Raw genomic sequence first — 23052 nt, 5'->3', positions numbered from 1 at the left:
GTGGCAGCGTGATTCTCGCCACCCCTGATAGGTGTTGCGCTCAGATGAGCGGATTGTGGGAGGCTGCACTTCTCAAAGATTGACACTCAGTGCCACCTGGCGATCGTTCATCGAGCGAAATCAAACGTGGGCAAAGGTGCTCACATGAGCGGCTCACGCGGTCGCGGGAGGCGCTCCGCGTTCAAGAAGTGAAAACACTCGGCCCTGACCGCTTGCCAAGCCTTGACTTTCGATCCGCTGGCACTCGGCCGGTCACAGGCGCACGACGCACAAGTGGACGTACTCAGACGCCTTTGATCTGGGTACATTCCTCGCCGTCAGGGCAGCCACCGCGTCCTCGAGGAGTCGAGACCCGTGTCGGAAAACAAAGATCCCCACGTAGCTCAGTCGGGCACGAGCGTTGAGAGCGTGAAGTTCGTCTACGACTTCACCGAGGGCAACAAGGACCTCAAGGACCTGCTGGGCGGCAAGGGGGCCAACCTCGCCGAGATGACCAATCTCGGTCTCCCCGTGCCACCCGGGTTCACCATCACCACCGAGGCCTGCAAGGTCTACCTCGACAGTGGCGAGGAGCCCGCGGCACTGCGTGACGAGGTGAGTGCGCACCTCGACGCCCTTGAGCAGAAGATGGGCAAGAAGCTCGGCCAGGCCGACGACCCCCTTCTCGTGTCGGTCCGTTCCGGTGCCAAGTTCTCCATGCCGGGCATGATGGACACCGTCCTCAACATCGGTCTGTCGGACAAGTCCGTGCAGGGCCTGGCCAAGCAGGCCGGTGACGACCGGTTCGCGTGGGACTCCTACCGGCGCCTCATCCAGATGTTCGGCAAGACCGTCCTCGGCGTGGACGGCGAGCTGTTCGAGGACGCCCTCGAGGCGGCCAAGGCGGCCAAGAAGGTCACGGTCGACACCGAGCTGGAGGCCGCCGACCTCAAGAAGCTCGTCACCAAGTTCAAGAAGATCGTCAAGACCGAGTGCGGCCGGGACTTCCCGCAGGACCCGCGCGAGCAGATGGACCTCGCCATCAAGGCGGTCTTCGACTCCTGGAACGGCGAGCGGGCCAAGCTCTACCGCCGCCAGGAGCGCATCCCGCACGACCTGGGCACCGCCGTGAACGTCTGCTCGATGGTCTTCGGCAACCTCGGCCCCGACTCCGGCACCGGCGTCGCCTTCACCCGTGACCCCGCCTCCGGCTACCAGGGCGTCTACGGCGACTACCTGCAGAACGCGCAGGGCGAGGACGTCGTCGCGGGCATCCGCAACACGGTCCCGCTCGCGGAGCTGGAGCAGATCGACAAGAAGTCGTACGACCAGCTGATGCAGATCATGGAGACGCTGGAGAACCACTACAAGGATCTCTGCGACATCGAGTTCACCATCGAGCGCGGCCAGCTGTGGATGCTGCAGACCCGCGTCGGCAAGCGCACCGCGGGCGCCGCCTTCCGCATCGCCACGCAGCTGGTGGACCAGGGCCTGATCGACGAGGCCGAGGCCCTGTGCCGGGTCAACGGCGCGCAGCTCGCCCAGCTGATGTTCCCGCGCTTCGACGACGAGGCGAAGGTCGAGCAGGTCGGGCGGGGCATCGCCGCCTCCCCGGGCGCCGCGGTCGGCAAGGCGGTCTTCGACTCCTACACCGCCGTCAAGTGGTCCCGGTCCGGCGAGAAGGTCATCCTGATCCGCCGCGAGACCAACCCCGACGACCTGGACGGCATGATCGCCGCCGAGGGCATCCTCACCTCGCGCGGCGGCAAGACCTCCCACGCGGCCGTCGTCGCCCGCGGCATGGGCAAGACCTGTGTCTGCGGCGCCGAGGAGCTGGAGGTCGACACCAAGCGCCGCCGGATGACCGTGCCCGGCGGGCGGGTCGTCGAGGAGGGCGACGTCATCTCCATCGACGGCTCCTCCGGCAAGGTCTACCTGGGTGAGGTCCCGGTCGTCCCGTCCCCGGTCGTGGAGTACTTCGAGGGCCGGATGCACCCCGGCGCCGACGACGCCGACGAGCTGGTCGAGGCCGTGCACCGGATGATGGCGTTCGCCGACCGCAAGCGCCGGCTGCGGGTGCGCGCCAACGCCGACAACGCCGAGGACGCGCTGCGCGCCCGCCGGTTCGGTGCCCAGGGCATCGGCCTGTGCCGCACCGAGCACATGTTCCTCGGTGACCGGCGCGAACTGGTGGAGCGGCTGATCCTGGCCGACACCCAGGTGGAGCGCGAGGAGTCCCTCAAGGGACTGCTGCCGTTGCAGAAGCAGGACTTCGTCGAGCTGTTCGAGGCGATGGACGGCCTGCCCGTCACCATCCGCCTGCTCGACCCGCCGCTGCACGAGTTCCTGCCCGACATCACCGAGCTGTCGGTCCGCGTGGCCCTCGCCGAGTCCCGGCAGGAGCCGCACGAGAACGAGCTGCGGCTGCTCCAGGCCGTGCACCGGCTGCACGAGCAGAACCCGATGCTGGGTCTGCGCGGTGTCCGTCTCGGACTGGTCATCCCGGGCCTGTTCACCATGCAGGTGCGGGCGATCGCCGAGGCCGCGGCCGAGCGCCGGAACGCCAAGGGCGACCCGCGCGCGGAGATCATGATTCCGCTGGTCGGCACCGTCCAGGAGCTGGAGATCGTCCGCGAGGAGGCCGACAAGGTCATCGCGGAGGTCGAGGAGGCCACCGGCACGCGGCTCAAGCTCGCCATCGGCACGATGATCGAGCTGCCGCGGGCCGCGCTGACCGCCGGCCAGATCGCGGAGGCGGCCGAGTTCTTCTCCTTCGGCACCAACGACCTCACCCAGACGGTGTGGGGCTTCTCCCGGGACGACGTGGAGGCCAGCTTCTTCACGGCCTACCTGGAGAAGGGCATCTTCGGGGTGTCGCCGTTCGAGACGATCGACCAGGACGGCGTGGGCTCCCTGGTGCAGTCCGCGGCCAAGGCCGGCCGTGAGACCCGCCCGGACCTGAAGCTCGGCGTCTGCGGCGAGCACGGCGGCGACCCGGAGTCGGTCCACTTCTTCCACGAGGTGGGACTGGACTACGTCTCCTGCTCCCCGTTCCGTATCCCGGTGGCCCGTCTGGAGGCCGGCCGCGCGGCCGTCACCTCGGAGGGCAGCGACCACCGCTGAGCCCTCCGGGGCGTCCGGCCCCGGGGCCGTCGTCTGTCACCCGACCACCCTCACCGATCGGCGACGGCTCCGGATCACGAAGGAGGGGCGGCACCCGTGCGGGGGTGCCGCCCCTCCCGTCGTGCGCACACGCGTAATGCGCCCGGTGGGGCGGTCAGGTGCGGTTGCGGCGCAGGCGGGAGGCGATGAGCACGATGCCTCCGGCGAGGACCACGGCGGCGACGCCCGTGGTCACGTAGGTGGTGAGGGCGCTGTCCTCGTCGGCGAGGTCGTCGCTCCGGGCAGCCGTGGTGGTGTCGGCCACGGGGGTGGTGTCCCCGCCGACCTCGGTGTGGTCACGCGGGATGAAGCCGGAGGGGGGTTCGTCGCAGGCGATGCCGTCCCCGTCGGGGTCGAGTTCGGGGCCGTAGTGGTCGTCCCCGCTGGAGAGCCTGGAGTAGCCGTTGTCGTACGCCTGCGGGCAGCTCTTGAACGGGTGGTCCCCGTCGTGGGCCGACGCGGTGACGGGGAGGGCGGCCAGGGTGAGGGCGGCGAGGGCCGTGAGGGTGCTACGTGTCAGGTGCATGCTAAATGCCCCCAAGTCCGATTGCGGGTGCCGGTACATGTGCTGTGGCGTGATGAAGTTACTGGCCGTTCAGTAGTGATGCAGAGGGTTACGAGTGACCTGTGATGTGAACGTGATGTGACGGCTTCGTGGCGGACCGCCACGAACGGAGGCGGTCCTTCCTCTGTTTCGCGCCGAAAGCCCACGTCGAGAGGGGTGCCGCATCCGGCGATGGCCGCCGCGGCCGGTCCGATGCGAGGCACGGCCGGTAGTGTCCTGAGCCGGACGAGTGCCGCCACGGCGGGGGAACGGAAGGTGCAGCGGTGTCACCGGTGACACGGGGAAGCGGGGCCGGAACCCAGGACGGCACGGCAGGGCACGCCGTCGATCCCTGGCGGTCGGTGCGGCGCGCGGCGTGGGTGGCGCTGTGCGGCTGGGTCGCCGCGCTCGTCACCGCCTGCGTGTCCTACCTGACGCTGCGGTGGGTGGCGGTGCCCATCGTCGTGGGGCTCGTACTCTGCCTGACCTTCGGCGGGCTGCTGATCTGGCTGCACCGCGCGGGCTGGATCGCCCTGCTCTCCCTGGCGCCCGGCCTGATGGTCCTCGTCGGGGCCGTCCAGTACGCGCCCGAACTGGCGCTGGAGGTGCGCGGGGTGCGCGAGAGTGTGGTGATCGTCGCCGACAGCGCGGACGGGACGGGCGGCAGCAACCACCGGCTCACGCTGCGCACCGAGGACGGCCGGGAACTGGCCGAGCGGATGACCTACAAGGGCGACCGGGCTCCCCGGCCGGGGCAGCGGCTCGAAGTGATCCGTGACCCGGAGGGTGTCGTGCCCATGGAGCGGGCGGACCAGGTGGACGCCGCCGGCCGGCTCCACGGGGCGTTCGCCGGCCTGGTGACCTGGACGCTGATGGCGGCCCTGGCCGGGTGGCGCGGCCATGTGCGGCGCCGGCAGGGCAAGGAGGGTTCCCTGCTGCTGTCACTGTGATCCCCTGGGGGCCGGGCACCCGGCCCCCAGGGGGTGGGTCAGCGGTTGTCGCGGCGCCGACGCGCGGCGATCATCACGGCCGCGCCGGCCGCGAGGCCCAGCAGGACCACGGCCGCGCCCCCGGCCGCGAGGTACGGGGTGGTGTCGCTGCCCCCGGTCTCGGCGAGGTCGGTGCCGCCGCCGTTCTCCTTCTCGGCGCCGCTGTCCTCGGCGCCCGCGCCGGCACCCGCACCGTCGTCGTCGCTCTCGTCGCGCGGCACGAAGTCCGACGGCGGCTGGTCGCAGCCGACCCCGTCGTTGTCCCGGTCGAGGTGCGTGCCGTAGTGCTCGGTGTCGCTCTTCGGGATGTCGCTGTACCCGTTGTCGTACGCGTCGGTGCAGTTCTCGAACGGGTGGTTGCCGTCGTGGGCCACGGCGGTGGCCGGTACGGCGGCCAGGGCGACGGCGGTGAGCAGCGCGGCGGCGGAGGTACGGAACGGGATCATGGTGAGGAGCCCCCCAGGTCGGACGAAAGCGTGTGATCGGTGCGAGGGTGTCGAAGCTACTGGGGGGCTCGTGGCGCGTGAGGAATATGAAGGACCCGTGATGGGAACGTGACGTGACCGGGAGGTGGCTGTCCGCCACCTCCCGGTACGTCATGCCCGGAAGGGACCCTTCACCTCGTACGTGATGCCGCCCGACGAACTCCCGCTCGTACCGCGCTGACTGGAGAAGTACAGGCGGGAGCCGTCCGGGGAGAAGGCCGGGCCGGTGATCTCGGAGCCCGACTGACCGCTGACGCGCAGGAACGGGGCCACCACGTCGTCGGGAGTGATGACGCAGATCTCCATGTTCCCGCCGTCCTCGGCGACGAAGAGGTCGCCGGAGGAGGAGCCGGTGACGTTGTCGACCCCGGTCAGGGGGGCCGTTCCACTGGGCACCAGCGAGTCGTCGTAGGCGAGTTCGACGGTCTGGGCGGCAGCGTCGTACTGCCAGACCCGGTTGTCGCCCTTGGTGGTGAACCAGCATGTGTCGTTCGCGTAGTGGCAGCCCTCGCCGCCGTTGAAGCGCTTGGCTCCGGAGATCTGGTTACGGGTGGCGGTGGCGCCGGACGGGTCCGGGACCCGGGCCCAGCTCACCGGGCCGCTGGTGCCGCTGCCGCCGACCAGCACCTCCAGTGTGCCGGAGGACAGGTCGCCCCAGGTCGTGGGCCTGAAACGGTAGAAGCAGCCGTCCGAGACGTCCTCGGTCAGGTAGATCACCCTGCGCACCGGGTCGGCTGCCGCCGCCTCGTGCTTGAAGCGCCCCATGGCGTCACGGCGTACGGCCGCCTTCACGCCCCACGGGTCGGTCTCGTAGACGTACCCGCGGTCCACCTCCTCACAGGACAGCCACGTGTTCCACGGGGTCTTCCCGCCGGCGCAATTCTGCCGGGTGCCGGACAGGACGCGGTACGCGCCCGTGATGGCGCCGGTGGCCGAGAACTTCACCGCGCTCGCGCCGCCCGACGGGTTGATCTCCGAGTTGGAGACGTAGATCCAGCCGCTCCCGTCGGCGTAACAGGCCCCGCCGTCCGGGGCGTTGTGCCAGGTGTACGACGTGCTCCCGACCCGCTGCCCGGAGCGGGCGATCACCCGGCTGGTGAATCCCGCCGGGAGGGCGATCCCGTTGGCGTCCGCCGTCCCGAGCGCCCCGTACGGGCCGGTGCCGGGCTGGGCGGGGGCGGCGTACGCGGCACCGCGCCACAGGGTCCCGCCGAGTACGGCGGAGCTGCCGCCGAGGGCGGTCGCACGAAGGAAGGTACGACGTTCCACTGTCACTCCAGGTGGCCGTTACCGCCCCGCCGCCGGTCGGCGACGGGGGCGTGCGAGCAGCGAACCTACGGGAATGACATGGACGCTTCATGGCCGGCGGCGTACGGGCCGGTGGCCGTCTCGCGGGCAGGCGCGTACCGGGCCGGCGGCCCCGCGTTCACAGCGGCACCGCCACCGGGGGCCCGGGGCCGCAGCGGCCCGGACCCGACAGCCCCGGCCGCTCAGGCCGCCTCGACCTCGTACGTCGTCACGCGGACCGTGTCGTCGTCCAGGCACCGGCCGGTCTCCAGGTCGAAACGCTGCTTCAGGAGCGGGGAGGCGACGAACGGGCGGCCTCGGTGGGTGCCGGTGAGCCCGCGGGAGAGGACCGCCGCCCCGGTGAACGGGTCGCGGTTGTCGAGGGCGTAGAGGCGTCCCGCGCGGTCGGTGAACACGGCGGCCTGCCGGCCGTCGGGCAGCAGGGCGGCCACGCCCCGGCCCGGGATCATCGCGCCGAGGTCGCAGACCTCGAACCAGTCGTCCTCCAGGCGGAGTCGGATCGTCAGGCCGGTGGTCGTCTCGAGTGCCAGGGTCATCGCTGTGTGCTTCCTTCCAGGACGTCGTCGGCGGGACGCAGGCCGATGCTCAGCAGGGGCAGGTCGGGCTTGATCTGGTCGCGTTCGGGGACGAAGGCGACCACCGGGTCGGGGGTGTCCGGGGCGTTGACGAAGGACACGAACCGGGCCAGCTTCTCCGGGTCGTTGATCGTCTCGGCCCACTCGTCGCGGTAGTGCGCGACGTGCGCGGCCATCAGCGACTCCAGCTCGTCGCAGATGCCGAGCGAGTCGTGCACCACGACGTCCCGTACGTGGTCCAGTCCGCCGGGGATCCGGTCCAGCCAGACGCTGGTGCGCTCCAGCCGGTCGGCGGTGCGGATGTAGAACATCAGGAACCGGTCGATCAGGCGGATCAGTTCGGCGTCGGAGAGGTCCTGCGCCAGTAGATCGGCGTGGCGCGGGGTGGCGCCGCCGTTGCCGCCGACGTACAGGTTCCAGCCGCCCGCGGTGGCGATGACGCCGAAGTCCTTCGACCGGGCCTCGGCGCACTCCCGCTGGCAGCCGGAGACCGCCGACTTGAGCTTGTGCGGGGAGCGCAGGCCCCGGTAGCGCAGCTCCAGGTCGATCGCCATGCGCACGGAGTCCTGGACGCCGTAGCGGCACCAGGTCTGCCCCACGCAGGACTTCACCGTGCGCAGCGACTTGCCGTAGGCGTGCCCCGACTCGAAACCGGCGTCGACCAGCCGGGCCCAGATCAGCGGCAGCTGCTCGACCCGCGCGCCGAACATGTCGATCCGCTGACCGCCGGTGATCTTCGTGTAGAGGCCGAAGTCACGGGCGATCTCGCCGATCACGATCAGCTTCTCCGGCGCTACCTCCCCGCCGGGGATGCGCGGCACCACCGAGTACGAGCCGTTCCTCTGCAGGTTGGCCAGGAAGTGGTCGTTGGTGTCCTGCAGCGCCGCCTGCTCGCCGTCCAGCACGTACGTGCTCGCGCCGATCGCGGGAGCCAGGGAGGCGATGACCGAGCCGACCGTCGGCTTGCACACCTCGCAGCCGTCGCCGCCGCGCGCCCCCTCCCGGCCGTACCGGTCCAGCAGCTCGCGGTGGGAGGCGATGCGCAGGGCGAGGACGATCTCGTACAGCTCCTCGCGGGTCTGGGAGAAGCAGGCGCACAGGCCCTTGTCGACCTCGACGCCGCTCGCCTCCAGCTCGGCGTCCACCAGCTGGCCCAGCACCCTGACGCAACTGCCGCAGCCGGTGCCGGCCTTGGTGCACTTCTTCACCTCGGGCACGGTGGTGCACGCGTGGTCGGTGACCGCGCCGCGGACGGCGCCCTTGGTGACGTTGTGGCAGGAGCAGATCACCGCCTCGTCGGGCAGCGCGGACGGGCCGAGCACGGCCGGGGCCCCGGCCCCCGCGGGCAGCACCAGCGACTCCGGCGCGACCGGCGGCACCGAGCCGGTGAACGCCCGCAGCGTGCCGTACGCCTCCGCGTCGCCGACCAGGATGCCGCCGAGCAGCGTGCCGTCCCGGCCGATCACCAGCTTCTTGTACAGGCCGGCGCGCGAGTCGGAGTAGACGACGTCCAGGCAGTCCCCGGCGGTGCCGTGCGCGTCGCCGAAGGACGCCACGTCCACGCCGAGCAGCTTCAGCTTCGTGGACAGGTCGGCGCCGGTGAAGGCGGCCTCGTCCTCGGCGATGGTCGCGGCGGCCGTCTCCGCCTGCTCGTAGCCGGGGGCGACCAGGCCGTACACCCGGCCGTCGGCGGCCAGCGCGCACTCGCCGATCGCGAACACGTGCGGGTCGGCGACCGTACGGCACTGCTCGTCGACGGTGATCCCGCCGCGTTCGCCGACCGTCAGACCGCAGTCGCGGGCCAGCTGGTCGCGGGGGCGGACACCGGCGGAGAACACCACCATGTCGGCGGCGAGTTCGGAGCCGTCGGACAGCCTCATGCCGGTGACGGCGCCCGCCTCGTCGACCACGATCTCCTGGGTGCCCACGCCCGTGTGGACGGAGAGCCCCATGTCCTCGATGGTGCGCAGCAGCGCCGCGCCGCCGCCCTCGTCGACCTGCACCGGCATCAGGCGCGGCGCGAACTCCACGATGTGCGAGGTGAGTCCGAGGTCCTTGAGCGCGCCGGCCGCCTCCAGGCCGAGCAGACCGCCGCCGACCACCGCGCCCACGGTCGCCTTCCTCCGCGCGTACTCCTCGATCGCGAGCAGGTCCTCGATGGTGCGGTAGACGAAGCAGCCCTCGGCGTCCTTGTTCGGCACCGGCGGCACGAAAGGGTACGAGCCGGTCGCCAGCACCAGCACGTCGTAGCCGACGACCAGACCGGAGCGGGCGGTCACCGTGCGGGCCTCACGGTCCACGTGCTCGGCGGGGTCGCCGACGTGCAGTTCGATGCCGTGGTCCTCGATGAACCGCGCGTCCGTCAGCGACAGGTCCTCGGGGGTGCGGCCCGAGAAGTACGAGGTGAGCTGCACGCGGTCGTACGCCGGACGCGGCTCCTCGCACAGCACGACCACGCGGTGCGTGGCGGTCAGGCCGCGCTCGGCGAGCGCCTCCAGGAAGCGCTGGCCGACCATGCCGTGGCCGACGAGCACGATGGTCGAGGTGTCCGTGGGCATCAGGAGCCTCCGTCGTTGGTGAGCAGGTGGAGCAGGGGCCCGCCGTCGGACGGGAGCGGCTCTGCTCCCTCCCAGGCGCGCGCGAGGGCGCCGACGGTGCCGAGTTCGCCGACCAGGACGCCGCCGACCAGGCGGTCGTCGCGGACCACGACCTTGCGGTAGGTGCCGCGGGTGGCGTCGGTGAGCTGCACGACGTCGTCGCCCGGCAGCACCTCGGTCTCGCCGAACGCGGCCAGGTCGAAGGGGCTGTCCGGCCCGGTCAGGGTCAGCCGGGTGAGCGAGCGGGTGCCGGTGTAGCGGGCGGTGGTGTCCCCGGCGAGCAGCGCGGCGAGCGCGTCGGCCTGTTCCAGGGCCGGGGTGGCCAGTCCGTAGACGGTGCCGGCGTGCTGGGCGCAGTCGCCGACCGCGTGGACGTACGGGTCGGACGTGCGCAGCTCGTCGTCGACGACGACACCCTTGGCCACGTCCAGGCCGGCGGCCTGGGCGAGGGAGACCCTCGGGTGCACCCCGCAGGCCAGCACCACCAGGTCGGCGTCCAGGGCGTAGCCGTCGGCCATCTCCACCGAGCGGACCGCGCCGCCGACGCAGCGCACGTCCCGGACGCGGCACTCGGTGTGCACCTCCACGCCGAGGCCGGTGAGATGGCGCCGGACCAGCGCGGAGGCGGCCGGGTCGAGCTGGCGCTCCATGAGCCGCTCGGACTGCTGGGCGAGGACCACCTGGGCGCCGCGCACGGCCAGCGCGCGGGCCGCGGACACCCCGAGCAGCCCGCCGCCGATCACCACGGCCCGTATGCCCGGCCGCACCTCGGCGGACAGGCCCAGGCAGTCGTCCAGCGTGCGGAACGCGTGCACGCCCCGGGGCAGCGCGTGGTCCTCGGTGAACAGGCCGCGCAGCGGCGGCAGGACCGGGTTGGAGCCGGTGGCCAGCACCAGCCGTCCGTAGGCGATCTCCGAGCCCTCCGCGCAGGCCACGGTCCGCCGGCCCCGGTCGATGCCGGTGACCCGGGCGCGGACCAGCTCCGCGGGGGCGGGCAGGGCGATCACCTCGGGCCGGTAGCGCCCGGCGAGCACCTCGGCGAGCAGCACCCGGTTGTACGGCGGGTGCTCCTCCTCGCCGATCAGCGTCACGGGCGTGCCCAGCTCGCCGAGCCGCCGGGCGAGACGTACGCCCGCGAGGCCGGAGCCGATCACCACCACACGCTCGTTCGAGGTCATGCCCCGAGCGTGCGGGGCGGGTGTTACCCGGTGGCATCCCTTCTGTTTCCCGCGCGGAACGCTGCCCTCAGCGATCGGGGGGCGCGGGTGTGAGGCTTCCGGTGGTGGGCGCGGAGACCGGTGTGAGGAGCCCAACCTCAAGAGACGCTCATCTTGATGGACGCAACATCTACCGCCTTCATAAGCTCACGGCCATGCCCGACATAACCCTGACCACGGTCGTCCTGCTCTGCGTGGCCGCCCTCGCCGCCGGCTGGATCGACGCCGTGGTGGGCGGCGGAGGGCTGCTGCTCCTCCCCGCCCTGCTGCTCGGCCTGCCCGCCGGGACCCCTGCCGCGCACGCGCTGGGCACCAACAAGGCGGTCGCGATCGTAGGCACCACGGGCGCGGCGGTGACGTACGCCCGCAAGGCGCCGGTGGACGTGCGGACGGCGGTGCGGATCGGGCTGGCCGCGCTCGCCGGGTCGTCGGGCGGGGCGTTCCTCGCGGCCGGGATGAGCACCGAGGTGCTCAAGCCGGTGATCATGGTGGTGCTGCTGGCGGTGGCCGCCTTCGTCATCCTGCGGCCCGCCTTCGGCACGGCCCCCGCGCCGGGTCCGGCGACCCGCCGGCAGATCCTCGCCGCGATCGGCCTGGCCGGCCTCGGCATCGGCTTCTACGACGGCCTGATCGGCCCCGGCACCGGTACGTTCCTCGTCCTGGCGCTCACCGCCCTGCTCCACCTGGACCTGGTCACCGCCTCCGCCACCGCGAAGATCGTCAACTGCTGCACCAACGCGGGCGCGCTCGCCACCTTCGCCTGGCAGGGCGCCGTGCTGTGGCAACTGGCGGTGGTGATGGCGGTCTTCAACCTGGCGGGCGGCATGCTGGGCGCCCGCACCGCCCTCAAGCGCGGCAGCGGCTTCGTCCGCGTGGTTCTGCTCACGGTCGTCTTCGCCCTGGTGGCGAACATGGCGTACGAGCAGTGGCTGGCGTAGTACCGGCGGGCGGGGCACGCCGTGGGAATCAGCGTGTGCCCGTCAGGTGGGCGTAGACGACCACGTTGCCGCGGTAGCCGGTGGCGGGGGAGTAGCCGGCGCCGCAGGTGATGACGCGCAGCTCCGGGCGGTCCGTCGCGCCGTAGACCTTCGCGTCGGGGAAGTCCCGCGCGTCGTACGCCTCGACGGCGTCCACCGTGAACACCGCGACCGTGCCGTCGCGCCGGGCCACCTCGACCGTGCTGCCCTTGTCCAGGGCGCCCAGGGAGTAGAAGACGGCCGGGCCGTCGGCGTTGTCCACGTGACCCGCGATGATCGCGGTGCCCCGCTCGCCGGGGGTGGTGCCCGCCTCGTACCAGCCGGCCAGGTCGGGTCGGTCGTTGGGCGGGACGTCCAGAGAGCCGGTCCCGGTCAGCCCGAGGCCGGTCAGCGGCGCGTCCACGTCGATCGCGGGGATGCGGACCCGGTCGGGCGGCGACGGCGGCAGCGCCGGGACCGAGGAGCGGGCCGGGCCGTGCGCGTCGGTCTCGGAGTGCGCCTGCGCGGCGGACGGCTGCGGCGGGGAGTCGGCCCTGCCGTCCCGCAGCAGCACGGCCCCCGCGCACAGGGCGCACACCGTGACGGCGGCTATCGCCGTGTTGCCGGGACTCCGGGTCCGGCGGAACCTGCGCATGAGGAGACCTCACCTCGGATCGGCCCCGTACCCCCCTCCGGGCCGCGAGGGGCGTCGGACCCGGAGGGGGAGGGGTTGCGGTACCTGCGGGACGGGCGGCGGAGGGTGCCCGTCAGATCCCGTCGCCTCTCGCCCGGCGATGCAGGAGCCAGGTACCGCCCGCGGCGGCGACGGCGAGCGCCGTCACCCCGGCCGCGGTCTGTACGGGGTCGGTGCCCAGCGCGCCGCCGACCCCCGTCTTCACACTTCCTCGCGGAATCACGAGCTCCGCGTCCGGTGTCAGCGTCACCACGAGGTCACCGGTCACCTCGCGCCCGCTCCCGGCGCAGGCGACGACGATCTCGTACGTCCCGGGCTGCGCGCTCGGCGGCACCTGGAACTGCCCGATCGCGTCCCGCTCGTACGTGCTCGGCGCCAGCGTGAACCGGCCGGCCCCGACGGCGGAGGCGTCGCCCGCCGCCGTCCCCTCGTCGCCGCACGCCGCGGTGTTCGCGGAGACCTGCGCACCCGGCGCGACGGACGACGGGTACATCCGCAGGCCCCGGTCGACGGGCCGGGGGCCTCCCCGGCGTACGCGGGGGAGGCGAGCAGCCCCGCGGTGGCCACGGCGAGTGCGGCGCCGGTCGTGCCGGTCAGCAGCCGGGCGGTACGTCGCATCGATGCTCCCTCGAGCTCACGGAGGCGACCCGGCCCGCGGCACCCCCATGTGCCGCCGTCGACCGCGTCCCTGCCCCTCCGAGGTAAGTGCCCCGGGGCGGGTACCGCTTCCTGAGGAGGCGTCAGGGCGGCGGCTGAACGGGTGTCAGGCGGTCCGGTCCGCGCCCGCCCGCCCCGCGTTTCAGCAGGTCACCGGCGTGAACGCGAGCGGCCGGGCGGGGTGCGGGCGCATTGGGCCGGGCGGGGCCAGGAGGGGCTGACCGGGCGAGCCTGGGCTGACCGGGCGAGCCGCCCCCTCGGCGTGACCGCCGCACATCTGGTGCGCCTCCCGGGCCCGACCGCCGGCCGCCTGAGGCCGGCTCGCCCCGGGGACGCGAACTCGCGGCGCCCAGGCGGCCGATCCTCTGGTGGCGTGGCTGCCGTCGGCATCCGGCGCCGCTGCCCGACGCGCGACCGCGCGGGCGCCTCAGGCCGGTCTTCGCCGGCCCCCGTCCTCCGCGCGTGGGCCGCGGGCCCGTGGGGGCGTCGGCGGGGCGCCTCGGGTGTGACCGCGCGGGCGCCTTACCTCATCCCTCGCCGGTCCCCGTCCCTCGTGCGTAGGCCGCGGGTCCGTGGGCGGGCGGCGCGGGGGCCTCGGGTCGTGACCTCGGGGGTCTCTCACCTCATCCCTTGCCGGTCCCCGTCCTCCGCGCGTGGGCCGTGGGCCCGTGGGGGGGGCGTCGGCGGGGCGCCTCGGGTGTGACCGCGGGGGCGTCTCCCCAATCCCTTGCCGGTCCCCGTCCTCCGCGCGTGGCCGCGGGCCCGTGGGGGGCGTCGGCGGGGCGCCTCGGGGTGTGACCGCGGGGCGTCTCCCCAATCCCTTGCCGGTCCCGTCCTCCGCGCGTGGGCCGCGGGCCCGTGGGGGGGGCGTCGCGGGGCGCCTCGGGGTGTGACCGCGCGGGCGCCTTACCTCATCCCTCGCCAGTCCCCGCCCTCCACCCGTGTCCCGCGCGCCCGCAGGCGAGCCGCGACCGCCGGGGCCGCGACGTACACCCACGCCCGGACCGTCGCGCCGCCGGTCTCCCGGACCACCGGCCGCGCCACCCGGTCGTACAGGTTGCGCGGGTCACCCGGCACGTACTCCTCCAGCCGGTCCAGCCGCGCCAGCAGTTCCGCGTACGCCTCCGGCAGGGCGGTCACCAGCTCCCCGCGCACCTCCCCGTCCGGCGTCTCCACGGCGTACGGGTAACCGGGGCCCTCGTACAGCACCGCGCCCCGCAGCCGGCCCGCCTCCTCGTGCGCGGTGCGCCCGCGCAGGAAGCGGTCGTGGTTGACCTCGCCGGGGCGGAGGGTGCCGTAGACGAAGAAGGGGAGGTTCACTCGCTTCACCTGCGCGGACGATCGGCGGAGCCCCTCTGCACCGAAGTGCCACCGGAGCCTTGCGGGAACGATTCTCTCCCCTCACACACCCCCACATTCGCGCTATGGACATGACAGGCGCCCCCCACTTGAATCGCGGTCACCACCAGCCACGCCCCGTCCCCCCACCCGCGTCGGGGCGCCCGTTCCAGGAGACCGCTTGAGCCCGATACGGCATGCCCGACGTCCCCGTCTCGCCGTGGCCGGAGCCGCCGTCACCGGCGCCGCCCTGCTGGCCGCCGCCCTCACCCCCACCACCGCGGGAGCGGCCGACCGCCCCACCCGCGCCGCCGCGGTCCAGGCCGCCGCCTCCGTCCTGGCCGACCGCGCCGGCGCCCTCGGCCTCACCGCCGCCCAGGACACGAAGGTCCGTGACGTCGTCGTCGACGCGGACGGCAGCCGCCATGTCCGTTACGACCGCACCTACCGCGGACTGCCCGTGCTGGGCGGCGACTTCGTGCTCCACCTCGCCCCCGACGGGTCCTACCGCGACGTCACCCGCGCCACCCGTGCCGCGATCGACCTGCCCACCGTCTCCCCGCGTCTCCCCGCGCCCCGCGCCGCCGGCCTCGCCGCGAACCTGCTGCGCGCCGCCCACCTCGGCGAGACCCTGAACCGGCTCACCGCCCGGCCCGAGCTGGTCGTCGACGCCCTGCACGGCGCCCCCCGCCTGGCCTGGCGCACCGACGCCGTCGCCCAGGACTCCGCCGGCAACCCGGTCGCCCGCACGGTGCTCACCGACGCGCACACCGGCACCCGCATCGACACCTGGGACCGTCTGGAGAGCGTCTCCGGCGACGGCAGGTCCCTCTACGGCGGCACGGTCCCGCTGGAGACCACGCGGACCGCGTCCGGGTACGAGCTGACGGACCCGACCCGCGGCGGCACCTACACCGGCGACGCGGGCAACCGCACCGACCTGTGCGTCCTCGTCGTCTGCGTCGTCCGCGCCCCCGCCCCCGTCGTCACCGACGCCGACAACCACTGGGGCACCGGGAGCACCGCCGACCGCGCCACGGTCGCCGTGGACGCGCAGTACGGCACCGACGTCACCTGGGACTACTACGAGGACGTGCACGGCCGCCGGGGCATCGCGGGCGACGGCAAGGGCTCGTACAACCGCGTCCACTACGGCAACGCCTACAACAACGCCTTCTGGGACGACCGCTGCTTCTGCATGACCTACGGCGACGGCGACGGCACCCTGATGGGCCCGCTGGTCTCCCTGGACGTCGCCGGGCACGAGATGACCCACGGCGTGACCTCGAAGACCGCCGGGCTGACCTACTCCGGCGAGTCCGGCGGACTGAACGAGGCCACCTCCGACATCTTCGGCACGCTGGTGGAGTTCCACGCGGCCAACACGCAGGACCCGGGCGACTGGCTGATCGGCGAGGAGGTCGTCCGCGACGGCTTCGGGAAGGACGCCCTGCGCTTCATGGACCGCCCCTCCAAGGACGGTTCCTCGGCGGACTGCTGGGACGCGTCGGTCAAGGACCTCGACGTCCATCACTCCTCCGGCGTCGCCAACCACTTCGCCTACCTGCTCGCCGAGGGCAGCGGCGCGAAGACCGTGGGCGGCACCGCCCACAACTCCCCGACCTGCGACGGCTCGACGGTCACCGGCATCGGCCGCGCCAAGCTCGGCACGATCTGGTACCGGGCCCTCACGGTCCACATGACCTCGTCGACCGACTACGCCGGCGCCCGCACCGCCACCCTGAAGGCGGCGGCGGACCTCTACGGCGAGGGCGGCGCCGAGCACCGGGCGGTCGCGGCCGCCTGGAGCGCGGTGGGCGTGGGCTGACCCGCCTCCTGCGCCTGAGGCGGTGCGCTCACGGGCGTATCGCCTCCAGACGTACCGCGCACGCCTTGAACTCCGGCATCCTGGACGTCGGGTCGAGGGCGGGGTTGGTGAGGGTGTTGGCGCGGCCCTCACCGGCCCAGTGGAACGGCATGAACACCGTGTCCGGGCGGATCGACGTGGTGATCCGGGCCGGGGCCACCGCCCGGCCGCGCCGTGACACCACGGCCACCGGTTCGCCCTCGGCGGCGCCGATCCGCCGCGCGAGGCGCGGGTGCAGCTCCACGAACGGGCCGGGCGCGGCGGTGTTCAGTTCGTCCACGCGCCGCGTCTGGGCGCCGGACTGGTACTGCGCCACGACCCGCCCGGTGGTGAGCAGCACCGGGTACTCCTCGTCGGGTTCCTCCGCGGCGGCCCGGTGCGACACCGGCACGAACCGGGCCCGGCCGTCCTCGGTGGCGAACCGGTCGAGGAAGAGGCGCGGGGTGCCGGGGTGGACTCCCCCCTCGGCCGCCGCGCCGGGGGAGGGGCAGGGCCAGAACACGCCGTTCTCCTCGGCGAGCCGCCGGTAGGTGATCCCCGAGTAGTCCGCCGGGCCGCCCTCGCTCGCCCGCCGCAGCTCCTCGAAGACCTCCTCGGGGTCGGCCGGGAACCGCTTCTCCGGGCTGCCCTCGCCGCCCAGCCGCGCCGCGAGCTCGTGCAGCACCTCCAGGTCGCTGCGCACGCCCGCCGGCGGGGTGATCGCGCGGCGGCGCAGCAGCACCCTGCCCTCCAGGTTGGTGGTGGTGCCCGTCTCCTCCGCCCACTGCGTCACCGGCAGCACGACGTCGGCGAGTTCGGCCGTCTCCGACAGCACCACGTCGCACACCGCGAGGAAGTCCAGCGAGCGGATGCGCTCCTCGACGTGCGCGGCGCGCGGCGCCGACACCACTGGGTTGGAGCCCATCAGCAGCAGGGCGCGGATGTCCGTGCCCAGCGCGTCCAGCAGCTCGTAGGCGCTGCGGCCCGGGCCGGGCAGGCTGTCGGGGTCGACGCCCCACACCTGCGCCACGTGCGCCCGCGCGGCCGGGTCGGTCAGCTTGCGGTAGCCGGGCAACTGGTCGGCCTTCTGACCGTGTTCGCGCCCGCCCTGCCCGTTGCCCTGCCCGGTGAGGCAGCCGTACCCGGACAGCGGGCGGCCGGGCCGACCGGTCGCCAGGGCCAGGTTGATCCACGCGCTCACCGTGTCGGTGCCCTTGGACTGCTGCTCCGGACCCCGCGCGGTGAGCACCATCGCGTGCTCCGGCTCGCAGAACATCCGTACGGCCTGGCGTAGTTGGGGCACGGGCACGCCCGTGATCCGCTCCACGTACTCCGGCCAGTGCGCCATCGCGGCGGCCCGGGCCTCCTCCCAGCCGGCCGTGCGTTCCCGGATGTACTCCTCGTCGGTGCGCCCCTCGGCGACGACCAGGTGCAGCAGGCCCAGCGCCAGCGCGAGGTCGGTGCCGGGGCGGGGGGCCAGGTGCAGGTCGGCGTGCTCGGCGGTCCGCGTGCGGCGCGGGTCGACGACGATCAGGGTGCCGCCGTTCTCCTTCAGTTCCGTGAAGTACCGCAGGGCCGGGGGCATGGTCTCGGCCGGGTTGGAGCCGACAAGGATCACACATCCCGTCCTCGGGATGTCCTCCAGCGGGAACGGCAGACCCCGGTCGAGCCCGAACGCCCTGCTGCCCGCGGCGGCCGCCGACGACATGCAGAACCGGCCGTTGTAGTCGATCTGCGAGGTGCCCAGCACCACCCGGGCGAACTTCCCCAGCGAGTACGCCTTCTCGTTGGTCAGTCCGCCTCCGCCGAACACCCCGACCGCGTCCGCCCCGTGCGCAGCGCGAGCGCCCCCGACGCCCTCGGCGACCCGGTCCAGGGCCTCCTCCCAGGACGCCGGCTCCAGCGTGCCCGCCGCCGACCTGACCAGCGGCGAGGTCAGCCGCACGGCCGACGACAGCACGGCCGGCGCGGTCCGCCCCTTCCCGCACAGCGCCCCCCGGTTCACCGGGAAGTCCGCGCGCTCGCCCACCTCGACGGTCCGCCCGTCGGCGGCCGGCGTCAGGTTCATGCCGCACTGCAGCGCGCAGTAGGGGCAGTGCGTGGACGTCACGGTGTTTCGCATACGGATCAGGCTGCGACGCCGGTGTTACGCACCGCACCGGCCGCTGTTACACCCCGGACACGGTGCCCTCTCCTCGGGGCGGGGGGCGTGGTGAGGGACCGGCGCGCTTCACTCGGACGCCGAAGACCCGGGAGCGGGCCTCCGCCAGTTCCTCCTCGGTTACCGCAGTGCCCTCCGTACCCCCGGTTCCTCCGGACCCAGGAAGTGGGGATCCGGGCGGAACGCCGCGTCCAGGGCCGCCTTGCCCGCCGCGAGGACCTCGCGGGCGCCGCCGTAGTACCAGGTGACGTCGTGGCGGTCGTCCACGCCGACGCCGTACGACGTGACGCCGGCCGCCTCGCACAGCGCCACCGCGCGGCGGATGTGGAAGCCCTGGCTGATCAGCACCGCCCGGTCCACCCCGAAGATCTTCCGGGCGCGGACGCAGGAGTCCCACGTGTCGAAGCCCGCGTAGTCGCTGACGATCCGCGCGTCGGGCACCCCGTGCCGGGTCAGGTAGGCGCGCATCGCGTCCGGCTCGTCGTAGTCCTCCCGGCTGTTGTCGCCGGTGACCAGCACCACCCTGATCCGCCCCGCGCGGTACAGCTCCGCCGCCGCGTCCAGCCGGTGCGCCAGGTAGGGCGACGGCTCCCCGTCCCACAGCCCCGCGCCGAACACCACGGCCACCTCGGTGCGCGGCACGTCGGCGGTGGTGCGCAGCCGGTCGCCGGTGCTCAGCCGCAGCCAGGTCGCCGGCAGCAGCGCCAGCACACACACCGCCACGACGGCCCGCACCAGCCGCCGCTGCCCCGCGCGGGTGCGCGGCAGCCGTGGACGGCGGACGGTGATACGGCGCATGGGACGGCCTCCCCCGGGTCGGTCCTGGATCCGGTAGGACGCCAGGCCGGGGCCCACGGTTCGCACCCTGTGACCGGCCTCACGCCACCGAGGGGACGGAAACCCGCCGCCTCACACCGACCCCCGCCCCCGCGTGAACGCCCCGAAAACACGCGTGACCCCGGCGCAACGGCGGGGCAACCTCGTCCGGTCACGCTCGCTGCATGACGGCGTATCCGATGCATCCCGGCGCCCGGCCCCGCCCGGCCGTCCCGCCCCCCGCCCTCGTCGTGGTGGCCCACGGCAGCCGCGACCCGCGCGCCCTGGCCACCGTGCGACGGCTCCTGGCGCGGGTCCGCGCGCTGCGCCCCGGCCTGCCCGTGCACCTCGGCCACATCGAGCTGAACGCCCCCCTGCTCCCCGGCACCCTCGACGAACTGGGCGCGAGTGGCACCGCCTCCGCCGTCCTCGTCCCGCTGCTGTTCGGCCGCGGCCACCACGTCACGCGGGACATCCCCGACGCCGCCGCGGCGGCACCGCTGCCCACCCGCGTCGCCGACCCGATCGGCCCGCACCCGCTGCTCGTGGACGCCCTGCACGCCCGGCTCACCGAGGCGGGCTGGCAGGCCCCCCGGGACGCGGAGAGCCGCCGCGCGAGCGCCGTGGTGCTCGCCGCCGCCGGGTCCCGCGCCCCCGCCTCCCGCGCCGACACCGAACGCATCGCCGCCCTGCTCGCCGCCCGGCTCGGCGTCCCCGTCGTCCCCGCCTACGCCTCCGCCGCCGACCCCACCGTGCCCGACGCGGTCCGCGCCCTCGCCGCCCGCGGCCGCACCCGGGTCGCCGTCGCCTCCTGCTTCACCGCGCCCGGCCGCTTCGCCACCGAGTGCGCGACGGCCGCGCCCGGCACCGTTTCCGCCCCGCTGGGCACCCACCCCGCGATGGCCCGCCTGCTCCTCCACCGCTACGACCAGGCGCTGCGGACCGCCGCCCCGGTCACCGGGGCGGCCGCCCTCGCCCCGGCGTGACACGACCACCGGTGTCCGTGATGTCACCGGCCGGGGCTACTGTCGGGTCATGGAAGGCATCACGTCCGACACGTCCGCCCCGCCCGCGAACCACGTCCCACCCGCCGGATACGACCCGTCGGCCGTCGAGCGCTGGGCCGCCGAGCCCGACAAGCGGCCGGGCCGCACCGCCTTCCAGCGCGACCGGGCCCGGGTGCTGCACTCCGGGGCGCTGCGCCGCCTCGCCGGCAAGACCCAGGTCGTCACCCCCGGCGAGCAGAGCCAGGTGTGGGACGCCAGCCCCCGCACCCGCCTCACCCACTCCCTCGAATGCGCCCAGGTCGGCCGGGAACTGGGCGCCGCCCTCGGCTGCGACGCCGACCTGGTGGAGGCCGCCTGCCTCTCCCACGACCTCGGCCACCCGCCGTTCGGCCACAACGGCGAGCAGGCGCTGAACGAGTTCGCCGAGGACTGCGGCGGCTTCGAGGGCAACGCCCAGTCGCTTCGGCTGCTCACCCGCATCGAGCCCAAGCGGTTCACCCCCGAGGGCTCCGTCGGCCTCAACCTCACGCGGGCCGCCCTCGACGCGGCCACCAAGTACCCCTGGCCGCGCGGCTCCCACCCCACCGACCCGGCGTCGGTGAAGTTCGGCGTCTACGACGACGACCGGCCGGTCTTCGAGTGGCTCCGCAAGGACGCCCCCGGCACCCGCACCTGTTTCGAGGCACAGGTCATGGACTGGGCCGACGACGTCGCCTACTCGGTCCACGACGTGGAGGACGGCCTGCACGCCGGACACATCGACCCCAACTGCCTGCACGCCGACCCGGAGCGGGAGGCCGTCTTCGCGGTCGCCGTCGGCCGGTACGTCCCGGCGGACACCGACACCGCCGAACTGGCGGACGCCCTCGACCGGCTGCTCGCCCAGGAGTGGTGGCCGCACGGCTACGACGGCACCGCCGTCGCCCAGGCCCGCCTGAAGGACGCCACCAGCCAGCTCATCGGCCGCTTCTGCCTCGCCGCGGAGGGCGCCACCCGGCAGGCCTGGGGCGGCGGCCGCCTCACCCGGTACGGGGCGGAACTGGTCGTCCCGCGCTCCACGCGCATGGAGTGCGCGGTCCTCAAGGCGGTCGCCGACCGGTACGTCATGCAGCGCGCCGAACAGGAGCGGCTCCGCGCCGACCAGCGGATCGTCGTCATGGAGCTGGCCGAGGCGCTCACCGCCCGCGCCCCCGACGGCCTGGACCCGCAGTTCCGCAGCCTGTTCGACCGGGCCCCGGACGACCGGGCCCGCAAGCGGGTGGTCGTCGACCAGATCGCGTCCTTGACGGACGCCTCGGCCCGCTCGCTGCACGCCCGGCTCACCGGCCGGGCGTGACGGAGGTGGCCTGATCGGGTCACTCCCCCTTCCCGCAGCCCCCCGGGTGCGGGAGGCTCGCTGGTGGCAACGCTCGAAGGAGGCATCACGTGGTCGACGCGGATCAGACATTCGTCATCGTGGGAGGCGGCCTGGCCGGCGCGAGGGCGGCCGAGACGCTGAGAGCGGAGGGCTTCACCGGCCGCGTGATACTGATCTGCGACGAGCGGGACCACCCCTACGAGCGTCCTCCGCTGTCCAAGGGCTACCTCCTGGGCAAGGCCGAGCGCGACAGCGTCTTCGTCCACGAGCCCGCCTGGTACGCGCGGCACGACATCGAACTGCACCTGGGGCAGACCGTCGACGCCGTGGACCGCGCGGCGAAGACCGTCCGTTTCGGCGAGGACGGCACCACCGTCCGCTACGACAAGCTGCTGCTCGCCACCGGCGCGGAACCCCGCCGGCTGGACATCCCGGGCACCGACCTCGCGGGCGTGCACCACCTGCGCCGCCTCGCCCACTCCGAGCGCCTCAAAGGCGTGCTCACCTCCCTCGGCCGGGACAACGGCCACCTGGTGATCGCCGGAGCCGGCTGGATCGGCCTGGAGGTCGCGGCGGCGGCCCGGAGCTACGGCGCGGAGGTCACCGTCGTCCACCGGGGACAGACCCCGCTGCACTCGGTGCTCGGCCCCGAACTCGGACAGCTCTTCGCCGAGCTGCACCGCGACCACGGCGTGCGCTTCCACTTCGGCGCCACGCTCACCGAGATCACCGGCCAGGACGGCATGGTCCTCGCCGCCCGCACCGACGACGGCGAGGAGCACCCGGCGCACGCCGTCCTCGCGGCGATCGGCGCGGCCCCGCGGACCTCCCTCGCCGAGGCGGCGGGCCTGGAGCTCGCCGACCCCGCGTCCGGCGGCGGTGTCCTCGTCGACGAGCGGCTGCGCACGTCCGACCCGGACGTCCACGCGGCCGGAGACGTCGCGTCCTTCCCGCACGCCCTGTTCGACACCCGGATGCGGGTCGAGCACTGGGCCAACGCGCTGAACGGCGGCCCGGCCGCGGCCCGCGCCATGCTCGGCCGGGACGAGATCTACGACCGTGTCCCGTACTTCTTCACCGACCAGTACGACCTCGGCATGGAGTACTCGGGCTGGGCGCCGCCGGGCTCGTACGACCAGGTGGTGATCCGGGGCGACGCGGGGAAGCGGGAGTTCATCGCGTTCTGGGTGCGCGAGGGGCGCGTGCTGGCCGGGATGAACGTGAACGTGTGGGACGTCACCGATCCGATCCAGCGGCTGATCCGGTCCCGGGAGGCGGTGGACACGGAGGCACTGGCCGACCCGCACGTGCCGCTGGAGAGCCTGGCCGGGTAGGGGCTCCACGATCGCCCGGGGGCCCTGACC

At 73.6% G+C, this 23052-nt stretch carries 17 protein-coding genes and 1 pseudogene; 7 read left to right on the top strand and 11 right to left on the bottom strand.

Annotation, left to right across the window (positions count from 1 at the left end):
• Positions 1 to 354 precede the first annotated feature (354 nt).
• A complete protein-coding gene (gene ppdK, locus F3L20_RS25880; RefSeq protein WP_150156392.1) occupies positions 355 to 3102 on the top strand; it encodes a pyruvate, phosphate dikinase in 2748 nt (915 codons plus the stop codon).
• 154 nt (positions 3103 to 3256) lie between these two features.
• On the opposite strand, the gene F3L20_RS25875 is transcribed toward ppdK, so the two are convergent.
• Entirely contained in the window at positions 3257 to 3667 is a 411-nt protein-coding gene (locus F3L20_RS25875; RefSeq protein WP_150156391.1) for an excalibur calcium-binding domain-containing protein, read from the bottom strand.
• 311 nt (positions 3668 to 3978) lie between these two features.
• Between F3L20_RS25875 and F3L20_RS25870 the strand changes: the two genes are divergently transcribed.
• A complete protein-coding gene (locus tag F3L20_RS25870) occupies positions 3979 to 4635 on the top strand; it encodes a hypothetical protein (RefSeq protein ID WP_240810757.1) in 657 nt (218 codons plus the stop codon).
• A 38-nt stretch (positions 4636 to 4673) separates the two neighbouring features.
• On the opposite strand, the gene F3L20_RS25865 is transcribed toward F3L20_RS25870, so the two are convergent.
• The 5 genes from F3L20_RS25865 to F3L20_RS25845 form a co-directional block, all read right to left on the bottom strand.
• Complete coding sequence (locus tag F3L20_RS25865) at positions 4674 to 5120, bottom strand: excalibur calcium-binding domain-containing protein (RefSeq protein WP_150156390.1); 447 nt, start codon at positions 5118 to 5120, stop codon at positions 4674 to 4676.
• A 150-nt stretch (positions 5121 to 5270) separates the two neighbouring features.
• Positions 5271 to 6428: an alkaline phosphatase PhoX gene (locus F3L20_RS25860; RefSeq protein ID WP_150156389.1), complete on the bottom strand. Its 1158-nt coding sequence runs from the start codon at positions 6426 to 6428 to the stop codon at positions 5271 to 5273.
• Positions 6429 to 6649: 221 nt separating this feature from the next.
• Positions 6650 to 7003 (bottom strand): nitrite reductase small subunit NirD, encoded by a 354-nt coding sequence (gene nirD, locus F3L20_RS25855; protein WP_150156388.1) that lies wholly within the window; start codon positions 7001 to 7003, stop codon positions 6650 to 6652.
• Entirely contained in the window at positions 7000 to 9600 is a 2601-nt protein-coding gene (nirB, locus tag F3L20_RS25850; protein ID WP_150156387.1) for a nitrite reductase large subunit NirB, read from the bottom strand. Before nirB ends, nirD begins: the two co-directional genes overlap by 4 nt.
• Positions 9600 to 10817, bottom strand: coding sequence for an NAD(P)/FAD-dependent oxidoreductase (locus F3L20_RS25845; protein WP_150156386.1), 1218 nt, complete (start codon positions 10815 to 10817; stop codon positions 9600 to 9602). Before F3L20_RS25845 ends, nirB begins: the two co-directional genes overlap by 1 nt.
• Before the next feature lie 194 nt (positions 10818 to 11011).
• On the opposite strand from F3L20_RS25845, the gene F3L20_RS25840 reads away from it, so the two are divergent.
• Positions 11012 to 11794, top strand: coding sequence for a sulfite exporter TauE/SafE family protein (locus F3L20_RS25840; protein ID WP_150156385.1), 783 nt, complete (start codon positions 11012 to 11014; stop codon positions 11792 to 11794).
• Positions 11795 to 11822: 28 nt separating this feature from the next.
• Here the strand turns inward: F3L20_RS25840 and F3L20_RS25835 are convergent, their stop codons facing one another.
• The 3 genes and pseudogenes from F3L20_RS25835 to F3L20_RS25825 all read right to left on the bottom strand — a co-directional run bounded on the left by F3L20_RS25835 (position 11823) and on the right by F3L20_RS25825 (position 14483).
• The gene (locus F3L20_RS25835) at positions 11823 to 12467 is read right to left on the bottom strand and encodes a class F sortase (RefSeq protein ID WP_150156384.1); all 645 of its coding nucleotides are present in this window, start codon (positions 12465 to 12467) and stop codon (positions 11823 to 11825) included.
• Between the two features lie 112 nt (positions 12468 to 12579).
• Positions 12580 to 13124: pseudogene (locus F3L20_RS25830) on the bottom strand (hypothetical protein).
• A gap of 945 nt (positions 13125 to 14069) precedes the next feature.
• Positions 14070 to 14483, bottom strand: a complete 414-nt coding sequence (locus F3L20_RS25825; RefSeq protein ID WP_150156383.1) for a gamma-glutamylcyclotransferase family protein — start codon at positions 14481 to 14483, stop codon at positions 14070 to 14072.
• A gap of 199 nt (positions 14484 to 14682) precedes the next feature.
• On the opposite strand from F3L20_RS25825, the gene F3L20_RS25820 reads away from it, so the two are divergent.
• Entirely contained in the window at positions 14683 to 16329 is a 1647-nt protein-coding gene (locus F3L20_RS25820) for a M4 family metallopeptidase (RefSeq protein ID WP_150156382.1), read from the top strand.
• Between the two features lie 28 nt (positions 16330 to 16357).
• Here the strand turns inward: F3L20_RS25820 and F3L20_RS25815 are convergent, their stop codons facing one another.
• Together F3L20_RS25815 and F3L20_RS25810 are read right to left on the bottom strand one after the other, a co-directional pair.
• On the bottom strand, positions 16358 to 18469 hold the full coding sequence (locus F3L20_RS25815) for a molybdopterin oxidoreductase family protein (RefSeq protein ID WP_150156381.1): 2112 nt from the start codon (positions 18467 to 18469) through the stop codon (positions 16358 to 16360).
• A gap of 159 nt (positions 18470 to 18628) precedes the next feature.
• Positions 18629 to 19306 carry a SanA/YdcF family protein gene (locus tag F3L20_RS25810; RefSeq protein WP_150156380.1) on the bottom strand — a complete coding sequence of 226 codons (678 nt, stop codon included), beginning with the start codon at positions 19304 to 19306 and terminating at the stop codon, positions 18629 to 18631.
• Between the two features lie 203 nt (positions 19307 to 19509).
• Here F3L20_RS25810 and F3L20_RS25805 point away from each other — a divergent pair, with 203 nt between their 5' ends.
• The 3 genes from F3L20_RS25805 to F3L20_RS25795 all read left to right on the top strand — a co-directional run bounded on the left by F3L20_RS25805 (position 19510) and on the right by F3L20_RS25795 (position 23022).
• Positions 19510 to 20310, top strand: coding sequence for a sirohydrochlorin chelatase (locus tag F3L20_RS25805; protein WP_150156379.1), 801 nt, complete (start codon positions 19510 to 19512; stop codon positions 20308 to 20310).
• A gap of 49 nt (positions 20311 to 20359) precedes the next feature.
• Positions 20360 to 21667 (top strand): deoxyguanosinetriphosphate triphosphohydrolase, encoded by a 1308-nt coding sequence (locus tag F3L20_RS25800; protein WP_150156378.1) that lies wholly within the window; start codon positions 20360 to 20362, stop codon positions 21665 to 21667.
• Positions 21668 to 21756: 89 nt separating this feature from the next.
• Positions 21757 to 23022 carry an NAD(P)/FAD-dependent oxidoreductase gene (locus F3L20_RS25795; protein ID WP_150156377.1) on the top strand — a complete coding sequence of 422 codons (1266 nt, stop codon included), beginning with the start codon at positions 21757 to 21759 and terminating at the stop codon, positions 23020 to 23022.
• The last annotated feature ends 30 nt before the right edge of the window (positions 23023 to 23052 follow it).

It is taken from the genome of Streptomyces tendae, assembly GCF_008632955.1.
In the GTDB taxonomy this organism is placed as follows: Bacteria; Actinomycetota; Actinomycetes; order Streptomycetales; family Streptomycetaceae; genus Streptomyces.
Note: the sequence above shows the minus strand (reverse complement) of the source record. Positions and strands in the feature narration are given on the sequence as shown.

Excerpts from the sequence above, each read along its gene's own strand:
- F3L20_RS25815 (WP_150156381.1), bottom strand. The coding sequence starts at position 18,469 with ATGCGAAACACCGTGACGTCCACGCACTGCCCCTACTGCGCGCTGCAG.
- F3L20_RS25800 (WP_150156378.1), top strand. The coding sequence starts at position 20,360 with ATGGAAGGCATCACGTCCGACACGTCCGCCCCGCCCGCGAACCACGTC.
- F3L20_RS25840 (WP_150156385.1), top strand. The coding sequence starts at position 11,012 with ATGCCCGACATAACCCTGACCACGGTCGTCCTGCTCTGCGTGGCCGCC.
- nirD (WP_150156388.1), bottom strand. The coding sequence starts at position 7,003 with ATGACCCTGGCACTCGAGACGACCACCGGCCTGACGATCCGACTCCGC.
- F3L20_RS25845 (WP_150156386.1), bottom strand. The coding sequence starts at position 10,817 with ATGACCTCGAACGAGCGTGTGGTGGTGATCGGCTCCGGCCTCGCGGGC.
- F3L20_RS25875 (WP_150156391.1), bottom strand. The coding sequence starts at position 3,667 with ATGCACCTGACACGTAGCACCCTCACGGCCCTCGCCGCCCTCACCCTG.
- nirB (WP_150156387.1), bottom strand. The coding sequence starts at position 9,600 with ATGCCCACGGACACCTCGACCATCGTGCTCGTCGGCCACGGCATGGTC.
- F3L20_RS25865 (WP_150156390.1), bottom strand. The coding sequence starts at position 5,120 with ATGATCCCGTTCCGTACCTCCGCCGCCGCGCTGCTCACCGCCGTCGCC.
- F3L20_RS25805 (WP_150156379.1), top strand. The coding sequence starts at position 19,510 with ATGACGGCGTATCCGATGCATCCCGGCGCCCGGCCCCGCCCGGCCGTC.
- F3L20_RS25810 (WP_150156380.1), bottom strand. The coding sequence starts at position 19,306 with ATGCGCCGTATCACCGTCCGCCGTCCACGGCTGCCGCGCACCCGCGCG.
- F3L20_RS25835 (WP_150156384.1), bottom strand. The coding sequence starts at position 12,467 with ATGCGCAGGTTCCGCCGGACCCGGAGTCCCGGCAACACGGCGATAGCC.